Raw genomic sequence first — 14,984 nt, forward strand, 5'->3', positions numbered from 1 at the left:
CGTAAAAGTATCTTTCCCGACTTTACAAGAAGCACTTGTTTTGTTTTTTCAAGGAGAAAGTTATTAATGAGACTGTCAATAATCGCTCGATTGGCAATCACTGTCATGATGATAGTGGCCATATCACTTCAATCTGCCAGGTTACAAGCCAGTGTGGCAGAAGAACTGCCAAGCAGCCTAACTAAATACATACCCCAAAAGCCAGATCACACCCTGACAGGTTCGGAGTTTGTAGCTCTGACCTCTAAAATGAGCGAGCAGCAGCGTGAGAAGGTAATTGGCGAACAAGTGCTCAGCGGTAACATCCCGGATTTTTTGAGAGAACTTAAACCTGTCAAACTCCAGACAAGAGATACCAACGGACGCCTGATATCTGCGACAATATTTGTTACTCCGGACTACCTTGCCATTGGCTCTGAGAATGACTTTATCCGCACCCCAATGGATTTTCATACGGCAAGCCTGGTGGCCAGCCGGTTGGGCTTTATTTTACCGACGCGCAAGATGGTAGATGCCATTTACAATCAGTCCGAAAATCACTTTACACCTCAACCCATGCAGCCTGGCGCCCAGATGCGATCAACTGACTATTATCAGAGGCACAATCAGAAGATCGACCAGCAACAGGAGTCGCTTGGCATTACTTCGGGGGAGCTTGTCTCAGGTCATAAAAAGGATGTTGTCATCACCAATAAGTTAATGAATAAGCCCGGAAGAATAGCTATTTATGGATGGCACCAGCCCAATGGTAAACCGATCCAGCCACTCAGTACTGTGCATGGCGCCGGATATGCAGATTACAGCCATGGTGTTCGCCTGGTGAGTGAGACAGTTATTGTCGATGGTGAGTTATGTTCAGTGTACGACATCTTAAAAGATCCGGACCTGGCACCATTGTTGAGTGATGAAGGTCCGATCGTTGCCGGTTACAGCCCTGATAACGTTGCGCTGCCGGCGGGTAAAAAGAAGAGCTCTGCGACCGTTATCCACTAGCCCTCTTCGATAAAATTGAGGTCGTATACTGTCACTCTGCGTCTTTCTCGCCTGTAAGCCCTTTGCAGCAACGGAAGCCAAGATGGTAATTATGGTGGCTGTGTTCTGACATAACCCTGCTGCCATGCCAGTATGGTGCCCGCCATCGGCACCAGTCTTCATGTGCCCTGTATGTATCAAAGATAAACCAACTGCCTTTCATCTCGGTATAGCCCAGGGTGGAACTCCCGTTGCTGGCCATCTGCTTTTCTGTCAGCGGCAGGTTCATATGCTCAGCCGCGTTTCCGTTAAGGTCGTAGACATCCAATGAACTTCGACATTCGGGAAAGAAACCGACAGGATAGGTGTTTGACCCGCACTGCTTCCAGCCTCCACCATTACAGCCGGAAGATTTCGAACTATTTGCCGCGCAGATGCCTTTTTGGTATCGAGGGCCATAGCTCCATGTCTTATCTGCTTTATTGGCATTATTGTGGGCAATGCGCATGCGACGGACAGCTTCATTGGCAGTGACTCCTTTCGCCAGATTAAACCGATAATCAGGAGGTGTTAATTCGCCTGCGCAACCACCCTCCCACTCATGGGCATCACATAACCGTTTTCCCATGGCAGAACAGATCTCGGCCGCTTCCCGGGTGCGTACCCAGACTACCGGATATTCGCAGGGTATATTGGGAAATTCGAACTGATCAATGCAGGCTTCAGCATCCTCTGCACGTTCATGTTCCGGGTCGTAAAGTGGGGCCATATACTTGGCACCGCAGATCTTCTCGTAACGCATATTTTCATAATTGAGTGACAGGCTATCGAGCTTTGCCCTGCATTCCTCAACTGAAGCGGGGTGCCTGCTGACAGCGGGGTTGCCCTGCCCTATATATGGAGAACCGGCAAAGATCGCACGTACCATTGCCGCCTGTGCAGCAGACAGGTTGTGGACCTCGATTAAACGGGTAAACATTCTCTCGTTCTGCTCTTGCAATGACTGGGCTGCGCCAGATGTCTGCATTCCCGAAGCAACGAGAGCGATGACCAGCAGGATTGACCGAATATATTCCATCGTATTTTCCCCGGAGAGTATTTTGGCAGATAAAAATGAAATACCTAATCACGCCGCATCAGATAAAAAAAATCCCGATTATCCGGATACCCAATAAAGCGCGGAATATAAGCGCCTTTTCGGGTCTTGTCTAAAACGCTCATGCCCTGAATGAGGTGCTGTACCGCCAGGTGTGACTCTTTTTGCCGATAGAGCGCGAGGTAGGTATGTTCAAGAGCATTCATGTCGAGATGAAGAGCATAGGAACAACCGTAGGCCTGAAACACCCTGGCCATTGCAGAAGGTGTCGCAGTTGAAAAATACCCGTAAATGAGGAACCGTTTACCGCCACTATCCTGCAATGCCGCACCGGACCGCAAGGTACGCAGTTTCATGTCATGGGAGCCGGACCAGTTACCTGCCCCCCACTTGGCGACAAGACTGCCGGGTACCGGCTGTTGAGATTCTGAATCCCATTCGAGAATCGGTACACCGTTTTGTCGCGCATGGACAATCCGGTCAAGATTGACGTTGTCCTCTTCCGACCAGGTCTTCAGGGCAACAGTTCCATCATCATAGACCAGCACTGTTGCAAGTTCCGGTTGTAAGGTGCTGAGGACAACTCCTCTTTCAATAAAGCCATAATGGGAGCCCCTGTTGCGCTCAGCAAAGGCACCGTACTTAAAGGCGCCGTGGGCTCTTTTGAACCCTCCGGTAAATGTTGCCACAGTGCTCACGGAGTCAACAGGGCTGATCATGCCGTTGGCCACAATGGGTGCAATTGTTTCGATGCCGTCAGGCCCGGGTATACCTTTTATTTTCACAGAATCCCGTGTTCGGTTCGACCATCCCACCCGTGGGTGTTCTGTCCCGATTGTGAAGCCAAGGTCAAACCGGTCCAGGTCAAAAGCGATCAGGTAGGCAAGCGCTCCCGATTCGATGTTGTCGAGACGATTAACACGATTACGATGACTGTTGAGGATCGCCGGAGCAATGGCCTTGGGTTGAATGAGGCTGACAAAAATGCCTGGGTTATCTTGAACACTATACCATTGACCGGTGAGCACGCCCTTGGCCCGTCTCTTGAGCTGCAGGCCGAGCCCTGCGGGGAAGATCAGCTGATTGGCAAAGTCGGGATTGATGTCTGCCGGTGCGGGGAGACCTGGTTCGGACTCTGGTAATGCAGAGTGAGAGGCTTCTTTTGTCTGAGCCTTTTCAAGAAAGGCGTCTTTGAAAAAATTGTCTTTTACAAACCCGACAACGCTCTCTCCACCGGGAAGCCTGTCGCGAAGAAAACCGGTAACAGTTTCTATGGTTGTCTGGTGCCCTCTGGTCGGATTACGAAGAAAAATGTTCCCGTTGCACAGGGGGGCATAGATTTGTCTGGATTTTCTGGCTGTTTCGAGTTCACCCTTGACAATCAGTTGCAACGATGAACAGTCTTTCACCGCGACCCCCTTCCGGGTCAGGGCCAATCGAGGTTGTGAATTTTCGTTAAGCGTCAGCCGTTGATCATGCGGATACGGGTTTTCGAGATGATACTCTTCAACCACCTTTTTGTGGTTGTCGCTCAGCTGGAGGATATACCATTGATTAATATTCGAGTTCAGATTGATCAGTGTTACCTCCGCCAGGTTGCCGTCTGGCATGTGAATCTCAGCTGATTGTACAGTTTTAAATGGCTGCAGGTTGACGACGGACGTGATCTGGTTGCCTGCACTTTGTGATCCACTGTCGGCTACAGCATTCACTTCTGTGAGAAGGACTGAAGTGAAAAGTAGCAACAGCAGAGCGGGCAGTTCTGTTATCAGCCTGTGATGAGGTCTCAATAACATTGTCCCTCCAGCTCGTTCTCGTCAGAAAACCACTCGTAAAAATCCAGGTTGCGCCTCGACCTTGAAAAGAATGCTGATTTTCAGGGTGAAAACGAATGCCAAAACGTTAAAGACGTAATCGCTTGAATATTGGTTCAGGAATAAGTCGGATAATCCACATAATCAATGCCCAGAACCAGGGGAGATATACAATGTCTTTCTTTTTCTGAAGAGCATTATATATCCCTGATGCGATCTTCTCCGGTGTTGTCCATAACATGTTTTTATCAAAGTCTCTGGTCATCGGGGTATCCACAAAGCCGGGTTTAACAGTCATGACATGAACCCCGCTGGAACTCAGACGATTGCGAAGTCCCTGTAGAAAAATCGAAACCGCACCTTTGGCCGCCCCATACACGTAGTTGGACTGCCGGCCTCGGTCTCCGGCCACCGAGCTGATAACACATAAGGTTCCGCTTCCCTGTTGTACCAGCTGATTCGCTGCATGTGTGAGCAATGACATGACTGCCAGTCCATTTGTTTCAAATTCCTTCCGGAGTTCATCAAAAGATGCTTCACATGATTTCTGGTCGGGCAACGTTCCATGGGCAATCAGGATGGTATCAATGGATTCCAGGGCGGTAAACGCATCTTCGAATATTTGCCGGTGGGTATCAAATGCCCGTGCATCAACAACTGCTGTAAAGACCTTACCGGCACCTCGTACCCGTAAATCGTCCGCGATAATATGCAATTTGACCTGGTCTCTTGCGACCAGAAAAAGATTATCGCCATCAACTGCAAACAGGCGCGCAGTAGCTTCGGCAATAGAAGAGGTAACTCCAAATATAAATCTATTGGCCATTCTCTCCCCCTGAGATTCGTCTCCAGAAACTGGAGTTGATTTTCGGATCACGCATGCGTTCCAACTCCGCAAACTGTGGATAATAGTTTCTGAAAGCAGTTCCGGACATGCGGGCATCCTTGCAGGGATAAACTGCACCGCCAACAGTTTGCACAATACTGTCAAAATCGTCCAGGAGTCGAAAAGTGTTATCTCCATCGATACAGATATCCAGTGCCAGGGTAATTCCAGGTCGAGGAAAAGAGAGGAGCCCGGGTGACAGCTTATTGCCGAAGACTTTCAAGACCCCGAGAAACGAGACAAGGCCTTGTTGTGCTCCTTTAGTCAGTAGTTCTTCAAGAGCATCTTTTCCTCTCGAGTCAGGAGGAAGCAGGCACTGGTATTGTAAAAAACCCTGGGAACCATAAATGCGATTCCAATGAAGAATTGAATCCAGAGGAAAAAAAAATGATTCATAATGTACAAGAGCTGTGCTGCGAACCCGGCCCTGTTTTTTGTAATACAATGAGTTGAATATCCGCGCCGTTGTTCGGTTCACCAGGGAAAAGGGCAGTTCGACCGGTATACTCAACCTGCGTTTAGGAGCTGCTATAGGTTTGGTGCAGCACGCTGAATGGTTTCCACGGACAAAGTGGCCTCTGCCAAATTTTTTACCCCTGGCCATACTGTCAAGCCAGGCTACCGTATACTCATATTCCAGATCAGAATCTTCTGAGATCTCAAAGAAATCGCCAAGATTTGCAAAACGAATGACCTCAACATCCATGACCTGGTTGTTGATACGCTTCAAACTGATTTCAGCCCAGACAATGAGGCCTGTGAGGCCAAGCCCGCCAATTGTGGCATTGAACAGTTCCTGGTTCTCAGATCGGGAACAGCGCAATCTCTGTCCGTCGGAGCGAGCCAGTTCAAAGCATCGCAAGTGGCAACCAAATGTGCCGGCGCTGTGATGGTTTTTGCCATGGATGTCATTGGCAATAGCACCACCCATCGTGACAAACCTGGTGCCGGGCACAACCGGGGGAAACCAGCCATGAGGGACGGTTACCGCAAGAATATCATCCAGCAACACCCCGCTTTCGCAACGGAGGATTCCCCTCTTTGGGTCAAATGAAATAAACCGGTCCAACGGTTTGGTATCAAGCAGCAAACCTTCACTGTTCAGGCAAACATCACCATAGGAGCGTCCATTGCCAAATGGCAGCCATGAAACCTCGGAGCCAGCAGGAATCGGCAGTGGTTGACAGCGCCAGTTCAACTGAGTTGCTGATTGTTGAAAACAGGGGTAACGCCCCCATGAATGGTAGTGTTTGTGCATTGAAGTCAAGTTGCAAAAAGCATAATTATTGCCATCAAAAGAAGTATGATTCTGCTTGTTCGATCTCTTAAAGCAAAGATCATCGGGTCATCATGCATTTTGCCGCGATGTGCGACCAGCCAGATATAACAGAGCCAATAGAGCAATAAAGGGCAGACCAACCAGATTACATTATGTCGCCCATACGAGAGCTGAGCAGATGCACTCATGATGTACAGCACCAGGACGAATGCGGAAACAAATGCACTGGCTACCCCCATAATGGCAAGCACTGTAGAGTCATTTACCACATAGCTACGTGCTGTAGCGGATGAACCATATTCAAGTCGCATGGTCGTAAGTTCTGAATAACGCTTAACCAGTGCAAGACTGATAAAGAGGAACATCGAATGGGCCAGGAGCCAGGAAGACGGCCAGATATTGACTGCTGCCGATCCTGCCAGCATGCGTATTGTAAAAAGACCTGCTAGAACGATTACATCAAGGATGACGACCTTCTTTAACCACAACGAATAGGCGAGAGTCGTCAGGTAATAAATGCTCAATATGTAGTAAAATTGAACAGGAAGAGCCAAGCCGACTAAAACGCTCAACACAAGCAGTACTATGCAGGTTGCGATACCGTTGGCCAGCGGCAAAGTACCCGAGGCAAATGGGCGAAATCGTTTTCGGGGGTGCCTTCGATCTTCAGTCAAGTCAATGAGATCATTTAATATATAGACACTGGAGGCACACAGCCCGAACGAGAAAAAGGCAACGAAGACAGAAAATAACAGCTGGACTTCAAGGAAGCGATGTGCTGCCAGCAAAGGGATAAAGACCAAAACGTTTTTTAGCCATTGATAGAGTCGGAGTGCCTGGGCCCATTCGAATATGCCCGCTCTCTCGATTACAAAATTTCGTTCTACGTTTGTCAGGCTGGCGCCGATTTGCTGAGTAAAGCTCTTTGAGCCAACCACCAGACTCTGTCGTGCTATCCGCCAGACATGAAGATCTTCTTTTTCGTTCCCCAGATAGTCAAATCCCTGCGGCCCGAATTCTGCCAGAAGGCGTTCCTTTTTCTGTATGCCGGTCATGTTGGTTTTTCCGTCACTGGCAATGACGCTATCAAAAAAATGCAGATAGTTGAAAATTTGTTGAGCGATATGCTGGTCTGAACCCGTTACAAGAATAATTTTTCTATTTGATTCTTTTTGATCTCGAAGATATGACAATATATTGAAATTGTATGGCAAACTGCTAACGTCCAGCGTTACACGCCTGCATACCTGTTGTTTTAGATACGCCTTTCCCTGAAACAACCAGAAGAACAATACCGGGAAAAACAAAGGATTAACCTTCAACAACTGGAGTAACGATTCAATCAGCGAATCTGTTTTGAGTAAACTTCCATCTAAATCAACAGCAAGTGGTACCGTATCTTCAGATGTCTTTGTCTCCTGCAGTGCACTGGTATTTGTAGTTAGGGTATGCGCATCATCCATAGGTAGTAATTAAGGAAATGGTTCCAACGATCAACTCGACTCTATTGCTTGAAATCTATTATACCACTTCACGGTTATAGCCTGTCAAAGTAAGCCATTCAGCGGAAAAGTGCGGTCACGGCAAAAGGGGGCAGGCTTTGAGTTCCGGAGTAGTCTTTGCTACAGGTGCAACCTGTATCTGTGCGGCAGAAACAGCAATGTCAAAGTCGGCTATCTATTGATATACACCTGAGAAAAGGAGTGTGGAAATATAGGGGTATATACAGATCCCGGAGCCTTAAAGAAGGGCGGAGAAGAGAATTTCAGGCTTTGCAGAAATATCTCGTTCACTGTCGGGGAAAAAGCAATTTGGAAATAGGACTGGCTCATGAGCCAGTCCCTATTTCTTGTGTTTGACCCAAAAATCTCTGGACGTTGATTTGCAAACCCTATCGCGCAATTATCTCAATAGCGCCTTGATCCGGTCACTGGTTTCATCTGTCTGCAAGAGTTCCCCGAATATCTTGAGTTCTTCGTCAACAACGGTCTGAACGTCCGGCCGGGATGCGTGCATGAGTTCTTTGGTGGCCAGAAGGGAACTAAGCGGCTGCTTGAGCAGCGTATCAAGGCATTTTTCTGCAGCTTCCCCGGTACCACCCGGCTCCGTAACCTGGTTGATCAGCCCCCAGGAGAGTGCCTCCTCAGCGCTGAAGAACCTGCCGGTAAGCAGCACCTCGCGAGCTCGTTTTTGTCCTATTACCAGGGGCAGCAGCGAACTCGAGGCGCCTTCGGGGCAGACTCCGAGGTTGGCGAAAGGCACCCTGAATCTGGAGCTTGAAGAAGCGACGACCATATCGCAATGAAGAAGAATCGTTGTGCCGATTCCGACGGCGACACCTTCCACAGCAGCGATGAGCACTTTCTTCAGTTGTGCGACTGTGTTGAAAATATCGCGGACGCAATTCATCACCTCATGCAGGTTCGGGCCGACCAGATCAGACAGGTCGTTGCCTGCAGTGAAATGCTCACCTTCGCCCTGCAAAACGATTATGCGGCAATCCTCTGATCTATCTGCCGCCCGGAGCGCTGCAATGATTTCCCTGTAGGTGGTAATCCGGATGGCATTTAGCTTATCCGGCCTGCTGATGGTAATTCTGGTAACTCCGTTTTCATGCTTGACGCTGATATCCGTATATTCTTCTGTCGTCATTGTCTTCCTCCATTGTGTTGTGATATCAAATTAATACACTACTGATCATGGAAGAAAAAGTGTGAAAAGATAGCTGGTTGCTTGATCCTCTGATTTGACCTGTTGTTCCCGGGGCTTCAGGTAAAAGGAAAATATCTGTCGGAAATTAGGTGATTGTACCTATTGACTCAGCTTTGGTGTCAAGGTCTACTGCATCCTGGTATATCTAGTGAATTCAATACTATGAGAAGTACGTCGCGACATAGGTGTGTGTACTGGCGAGAGTGTACGCACCGGGGAAGTATTGCTACTGGGGTAATGCTATGAAACGGTTTCAAATAGTGGCATTTGTAATGATGATGAGCCTGCTTGCTCAGGTGGCCTGGGGGGCGTCCGTTGAGGATACGATCGTACAGCTCTCCAAAACTATTGAGAGTGCGACATCGCCTACTGAAAAATCAACATACCTTGTGTATCGTGGCCGTCACTACACAAAGCTCAGCCAGCATACTCTGGCCGAACGAGACTACCTTGCTGCACTCAAGGCCAAAGAGCAGGGTTGGGTATGGGCGGAGCTGGCAGCGCTCTATACCGGGCAGAAGCAATACGTAAAAGCCGCTAAGGTGATTGGGCACATCCAGAAAAACTTTCCACAATTTCATGACGATATAGCGAACATCGCCGCAACCGTCACAGCTGAGCAGGAAAAGCAATACCTCGCAGAAAATCCGCCGGAGATCGTTTTTGATACAAAGGCCAACCGCAAGTATGTTTCAAGAGTGCAGCTGAAAAACCGGACAATGGTAAAAGCCGCTGCCGCAGCACCACCACAACCGAAAGCAGTCTACAGGAGCTGACCCCTTAAAAGGTAACCCTATGGTCATAGGGGCTGACTGACACGATCCCGGCGAGTTGATGAGGGCGAAGAGGTGGGGGGAATGGCGCTGAGTTTCGAATGTCTCATGATCTCCCATGAACTCTATTCGAATGGGTCGCGACAAGGCTGGGCCAATGGGTGCAGATGCAGGTGCCGGGGATTGAGAAAGGTCAATCCCCGGCACCCGGGCCGTATATCTTACAGCAGATTGCTGCGTGTACAGCTATCTACGTACTATTTTCGGAGCCTTCGGCAGGATGAATCTGGTTGAAGGGTTGATCTGCTCTTCTTTAGGGTGGCCCGCAGGGTACTGAACCACTTTTTTTCCCGCCAGTTGCGACAGTTCAACCAGGCGCAGGGCATTGGTTGGGCATGACTGGGTGCAGGCCGGTTTATGGCCGGCGTCAATCCGCTCATGACAGAGGCTGCATTTTTCGGCCCGATCCTCAATTTCATTGAACTGTGGTACACCGTAAGGGCAGGCGTCGAGACAGTTCCGACAACCGATGCATTTTTCCTGGTGATGGACCACAATACCATCCTTTTCACGCTTGGTGTAGGCGTCGGCAGGGCATTCGGCCAGACAGGCAGGGTTTTCGCAGTGGTTACAGGCCAGTGAGAAAAATGCGCGCTCGCGGTGCGGATAGCTCTCCTCCTGCAGCGGGTAAAGCTTTCTCCAGACCACACCTTTTTCATGGTGGTAGTAGTTGCGGCAGGCCATGGCACAGGAATAGCAACCTACGCAGTCTTCAGAATCTACCAGAAATGCGTACTGTTTTTTTGATTTATTTGATGTCTTCATTATATAGCTCCTTAGGCCTTCTCAATATCGGCAAATTGACCATGAATAGCAGCACCCGGGGCACCGGCTTTGTACGCTCCCATATCGGCAGACTCATCATCAACAAGATTCTGGACGTTAAAATCGGTATTTTTGCCATACCATGCCTCGTACATAATGAGACAATCCTTCGAAACGTTATCGGTCAGTTTAACTTTGACCTTTTGCTCACCGACCTTGTTGAAGACCCGGACCATATCGAGATCTTTTATGCCCTTTGCCGCGGCTGCAGCCGGGTGCATGTAGACGAACGGTTCTTTGTTGAATTCCTTCATCCAGTCGAGATTGGCGAACTGTGAGTGAAGGGCGAACTGAGTATGCGGGGTAAGCAGTTGGAACTTGTCGTACGCTTTGCGTCCCTCTTTAAACTCCGGCAGGGCTTTGTGACCGTGTTCGGCACAGATTTCAGACTTGAATTCATACTTGCCCGAAGGGGTGCCGAATTTCTTATCACTCCAGGAGGCAGAAGATTTCAGCTTTGCCTTGACCGGACCATTTTTAAGATCTTTCCAGTCCTTTATGCCGAAATAGTCATATATGCCCTGGTTGAACTCTTTTGCTGTCCAGTCTTCGGTGGTCAGTTCTTCCTGGAAGGTACATGAGCCGGGGGAGAGACTATTGAGTTTTTTGGAGAGAGCTGCAGCAATCTCGAGATTTGATTTCGCCTCATGCAGCGGCTTGATAGCCTGCTCATTGATGCCCATCCAGTAATGCCAGTATGAGACGTTTACCGACCACTCTTCAAAGAGAGTGGTTACAGGCAGCACGATATCGGAGTTGGCAACGGTTTCTGTAAAGAACTGCTCGGCAGAGACAACCAGGTCGATGGTATCGAATGCTCTCTCCATCTTCGGGCGGTCAAAATCCTGTGCAAACGGGTTCTTACAGGCTACCCAGAACAGTTTGAGCGAAGGGTCTTTGGTATCGAGGATCTCCTGGGCCGTTTTGTTTATATTGACGGTGCGGTCAGAATAGCTCGACTTGTCACCCTCAGTGAAATCAAACTCGCCCCGTGCGGCAGCACCAGTGAAGCCTACAGAGCCCTCGGGTGGAGACTGAATCATGGCGTGGTAGTTGAATCCCCAGGTCTGGAGATGGCCGTAGCGTGCACCGCCACCTTCCTTGCCGACATTGCCGGTCATGGCCACCAGAGCGTCGATGGAGCGTACGGAGGCACCACCATTGGTATGACGTTGCATACCGTAGCCGATCCAGATGGTTGCGGGATCAGCGGTAGCGAATTCCTCAGCGATCTGTCTGATTTCCTGGGCAGGAATACCGCTCTCTTCGGCTGCCCATTCAACTGTAATGTTGTTGTTGAGGTAGTCAGCAAATTCATTGAAGCCGACTGCATGGCTGTTTACGAAATCCTTATCCACCAATCCTTTATCGAGGATATGCTTTGCCATACCGAGAGCAAGAGCACCGTCGCCTGCAGGCTTTGGTTGCCAGAATACATCGCCTTTTGCGGCTGTCTGGGTGAAAACCGGGTCAATAACGAGAACCTTGGCGCCCTGTCTCTTGGCCTCCTGAATATATTTCATGGAGTGTACTGCGCACCAGGCCGGGTTGACGCCCCAGAGGATGATGTATTTGGATTTCACCATATCCTCGGGATCGTTACACCACATATCGCCAAGATCATAGTTCTGGGCGTCAATACCTGCAGGCCAGCAGGGAGTGCCCACAAAGCGGGTGGTGTAACCGAGCGAAGACATCATGCCCTCGACACCGTAACTGGTGATACCGAAATTGCCGGAATATTTGGTTAACCCCATTCCAAGCAGGTTGCCATCGGTTTCCTTGAGTTCGAGGATCTTTTTGGCAATACGGTCCAGGGCATCATCCCAGGATATCCGACGCCATTTGCCGGAACGACGGCCATCCTGGATCATCGGGTATTTAATTCGATCCGGGCTGTAGACCCTGCGGGGATAGGAATAGCCTTTTACACAGAGTCCGCCCTTGGTGTAGGTGGACTCGGGGGCTCCCTCGATATACTTGATGACCCCGTCCTGAACGTAGGTCTTGATGCTGCAGGTGTCATAACAGTTTCTCGGGCAGGCGTTGCGGAAGGTCTGATACTCATTTGGATCAAAGCCCGCGGCAATAGCCTCTTTGGGGGTCAGCAGCCTGCAGGGTAAGATGGATGCGGCTCCGGCAGCTGCCATTCCTTTCAAAAGAGAGCGTCTGCTAAGTGTTAGGTTTGTCCTGTCTTTCATTGAATGTACCTCTTGTGGTCTGATAAACGCGGTTATTTGTTCGGTGCTCTAAAAGCAGGGCAGTCGTTTTTGAGCCAGCTTGACAAGGCCATAATTGCTGTGGATACAGGAGAAGAGACGTTCTCCTGGCTCTCTACAGCATCAATGAACCTGGGTATCCAGCCACACATGTGGGTGGTGATGAATTCGTCGATATGCGGCTCCAGCTCCTGGTCACCGTGGAATTTGGCTGCATCGAGAACCGAGACTGCATCGAGTTCAAACGCGAGAAAGTCATCAGGGGTGCTTCCCTGATCGGGGACAGCAACTCCAAGCCGCACGTAAAATTGCCTGACTTCCAGTGAGGGGGCTCCCATGAGTGTGGGCTCGTCGAGATAGGCGGAAGCATACGGTGGCGCAGGCACTGTGCCCGGGCCTACGAAGAGGCGGTTGAAATCGTATTCAACTTCTACCCAGTCGGTAGGCTCCTCGAAATCAATCTCGAAAAGTTCGGAAATCTGATCTGTTGCAGATCTGAGATGCTCCGAATGAATGGCGGAGAAGAAATTTCTCAAAGCTGCGGCCTTTTTGCAGGCAATGGTTCTGTTCATTGAGCCTAACCTCCAGGGTGGTTGGTCGAGTGTTGCTATCTCATGATGTCTCCGAGACAACATGACCGGAGTTCAACATCAATCTTGATCCACTATACCGGGTTCGTGAAAGAGTCATAGACGAGAAGATGGGTAAAGAGTGGGTATGTCTATATACCCAGTGATGAAAAAGATGCTATGTTATCAATAGTGCTATCAAAAAGGATCTGATGATGGCAGAACAGAACCGGCACCGAATATACGTGACCTGTATGAAATGCTTGTGGAAAGCGGTCAGTGATGTCGGGTGAGATTATGGCTTAAAAGGTCAGGCCAATGGTCTTGAGGTGAGCGTAAAGGCTGACATTTTTCCCATGGAGCCCTAGTTTTCGCCGGATATTTTTTCTATGGGTCTGAATTGTTTCCAGTGAAAGGTTGAGGTTGTCTGCAATATCCTTGGAACTATGCCCGGCCTGGATAAACTGACATATCCGGGTTTCCATAAAGGTCAGCTTCAAAAGAACAGGGTTCGCCAGTTTACTTCCATGTACGAGTCGATCAAGCTGATCACGGATTATGGTGACATATCCTTTACGTATCGAACTGTCGGGCTCGGCATCGATCCGATCAAGTACAGGTAGTACGAAGGTGCTGATCTTGGATGAAATGTCGTCGATTATACCTTCCTGCTCCTTGTCTATACTTTTGAGTATGTTGCGCAGTGTGATGTTCATTTCCTCAAGCTGGGAGGTCTTGGTTAATAGGTCCTCTGTTCGCTCGGAGACAATTCGCTCCAGGGTTTCCCGTTGAAGGGCTTGTGGAGTGATATTGGATAGAAGCAGGAGATATTCGTCACTTGCGAGGCTTACATTACTGATTGGGCTGAGCTGCATTCTATATATGTTGCCATCATCAAAGGGAGCTACCTCAAATGCAGTGGTGACAGGATAATATTTGAGAATTTCATCCATAGTCCGCCCCTCGATGGGCAGTGATTCCCAGATTGGAGCATTGAGAACTTCATTATTCGGTAATACCTGTTGCACAGCAGTATTGATATTGGAGACGATCCCGTGACTGTCGATAACAAAGATCAGGTCCGAAGTGGTGTTGAGGATATTTTCGAAACGGCATTTTTCCAGGGTTAGAAGTCGATTTACTTGGTCAAGCTGGTGTGATGCCGCCTCAGGTTGGCGTTGAACCCAGTCTTTTACAAAGAGAACTTCAAGTGCATCACCATAGAGTCGAATATGGTTGCGAGCACCATGTTTTTCATCCTCTCCGGCTTTCAGAAGGTCGATCACATCGAACAGGCTATGGAGGAATGTTTTAAAACACCCAAGATACATATCCCAGGTTACACCCCTTCCCTGATGATTGCGGGCTGTCTCAATTTGCGGCTGAGCCCATTGGTCATGGTTTTGGATGAGCCAGGCAAAATCCGGAGAGGTCACCCCCAGTTGGTAATGTGATTGCATGGGCTTGATAAAACAATCCAGAGCGTTCATACAGTCATCGCGTTTAGCGGTGGTCAGGCTCAGGTAACCTGCCTGCTGCATACGCAGTGACCATCTTTCAAGATAAGACTCTTCTTCTGATGGTAATTGTCGTAGAAGATCCCAAAACGGCTGACGGGTGGTGATATTCTGTTGCAAATTTCCTCCATTCCATTTTTTTCGATGTCTTCTGCGGTTATTGAAGTTTGCTCAACAATTAAACACAACCACACCTCTTCACTTATAATAACGTGTAGTCAGGCAATCAAACTGTATATGCATGATTTTTCCCAGAAGAATG

The 14,984-nt window shown here is 49.0% G+C and carries 12 protein-coding genes; 2 read left to right on the forward strand and 10 right to left on the reverse strand.

Going from position 1 to position 14,984, the window contains the following annotated elements:
* Positions 1-66: 66 nt before the first annotated feature.
* Positions 67-993 carry a hypothetical protein gene (locus ACN5NT_RS02055; protein ID WP_419174302.1) on the forward strand — a complete coding sequence of 309 codons (927 nt, stop codon included), beginning with the start codon at positions 67-69 and terminating at the stop codon, positions 991-993.
* A 31-nt stretch (positions 994-1,024) separates the two neighbouring features.
* Here the strand turns inward: ACN5NT_RS02055 and ACN5NT_RS02060 are convergent, their stop codons facing one another.
* From ACN5NT_RS02060 to ACN5NT_RS02085, 6 genes are all read right to left on the reverse strand, one after another.
* Entirely contained in the window at positions 1,025-2,050 is a 1,026-nt protein-coding gene (locus ACN5NT_RS02060; protein ID WP_419174303.1) for an SUMF1/EgtB/PvdO family nonheme iron enzyme, read from the reverse strand.
* A 44-nt stretch (positions 2,051-2,094) separates the two neighbouring features.
* Positions 2,095-3,864, reverse strand: a complete 1,770-nt coding sequence (locus ACN5NT_RS02065) for a hypothetical protein (RefSeq protein ID WP_419174304.1) — start codon at positions 3,862-3,864, stop codon at positions 2,095-2,097.
* 106 nt (positions 3,865-3,970) lie between these two features.
* Positions 3,971-4,708: an SDR family oxidoreductase gene (locus tag ACN5NT_RS02070; RefSeq protein WP_419174305.1), complete on the reverse strand. Its 738-nt coding sequence runs from the start codon at positions 4,706-4,708 to the stop codon at positions 3,971-3,973.
* The gene (locus tag ACN5NT_RS02075; protein WP_419174306.1) at positions 4,698-5,966 is read right to left on the reverse strand and encodes an FAD-binding protein; all 1,269 of its coding nucleotides are present in this window, start codon (positions 5,964-5,966) and stop codon (positions 4,698-4,700) included. Before ACN5NT_RS02075 ends, ACN5NT_RS02070 begins: the two co-directional genes overlap by 11 nt.
* A 65-nt stretch (positions 5,967-6,031) precedes the next feature.
* Positions 6,032-7,510 carry a UbiA family prenyltransferase gene (locus ACN5NT_RS02080; protein ID WP_419174307.1) on the reverse strand — a complete coding sequence of 493 codons (1,479 nt, stop codon included), beginning with the start codon at positions 7,508-7,510 and terminating at the stop codon, positions 6,032-6,034.
* A gap of 439 nt (positions 7,511-7,949) precedes the next feature.
* Positions 7,950-8,699, reverse strand: coding sequence for an enoyl-CoA hydratase/isomerase family protein (locus tag ACN5NT_RS02085; protein WP_419174308.1), 750 nt, complete (start codon positions 8,697-8,699; stop codon positions 7,950-7,952).
* A 302-nt stretch (positions 8,700-9,001) separates the two neighbouring features.
* Here ACN5NT_RS02085 and ACN5NT_RS02090 point away from each other — a divergent pair, with 302 nt between their 5' ends.
* A complete protein-coding gene (locus ACN5NT_RS02090) occupies positions 9,002-9,535 on the forward strand; it encodes a hypothetical protein (RefSeq protein WP_419174309.1) in 534 nt (177 codons plus the stop codon).
* 243 nt (positions 9,536-9,778) lie between these two features.
* Here ACN5NT_RS02090 and ACN5NT_RS02095 read toward each other — a convergent pair whose 3' ends face one another.
* The 4 genes from ACN5NT_RS02095 to ACN5NT_RS02110 all read right to left on the reverse strand — a co-directional run bounded on the left by ACN5NT_RS02095 (position 9,779) and on the right by ACN5NT_RS02110 (position 14,842).
* Entirely contained in the window at positions 9,779-10,357 is a 579-nt protein-coding gene (locus ACN5NT_RS02095) for a 4Fe-4S dicluster domain-containing protein (protein WP_419174310.1), read from the reverse strand.
* An 11-nt stretch (positions 10,358-10,368) separates the two neighbouring features.
* Complete coding sequence (locus tag ACN5NT_RS02100; RefSeq protein WP_419174311.1) at positions 10,369-12,618, reverse strand: molybdopterin-dependent oxidoreductase; 2,250 nt, start codon at positions 12,616-12,618, stop codon at positions 10,369-10,371.
* A gap of 32 nt (positions 12,619-12,650) precedes the next feature.
* The gene (locus tag ACN5NT_RS02105; RefSeq protein ID WP_419174312.1) at positions 12,651-13,208 is read right to left on the reverse strand and encodes a TorD/DmsD family molecular chaperone; all 558 of its coding nucleotides are present in this window, start codon (positions 13,206-13,208) and stop codon (positions 12,651-12,653) included.
* A gap of 299 nt (positions 13,209-13,507) precedes the next feature.
* Complete coding sequence (locus tag ACN5NT_RS02110) at positions 13,508-14,842, reverse strand: LuxR C-terminal-related transcriptional regulator (protein ID WP_419174313.1); 1,335 nt, start codon at positions 14,840-14,842, stop codon at positions 13,508-13,510.
* Positions 14,843-14,984: the final 142 nt, after the last annotated feature.

The organism is Desulfosediminicola sp. (genome assembly GCF_048381775.1).
Classification (GTDB): domain Bacteria; phylum Desulfobacterota; class Desulfobulbia; order Desulfobulbales; family Desulfocapsaceae; genus Desulfopila; species Desulfopila ganghwensis.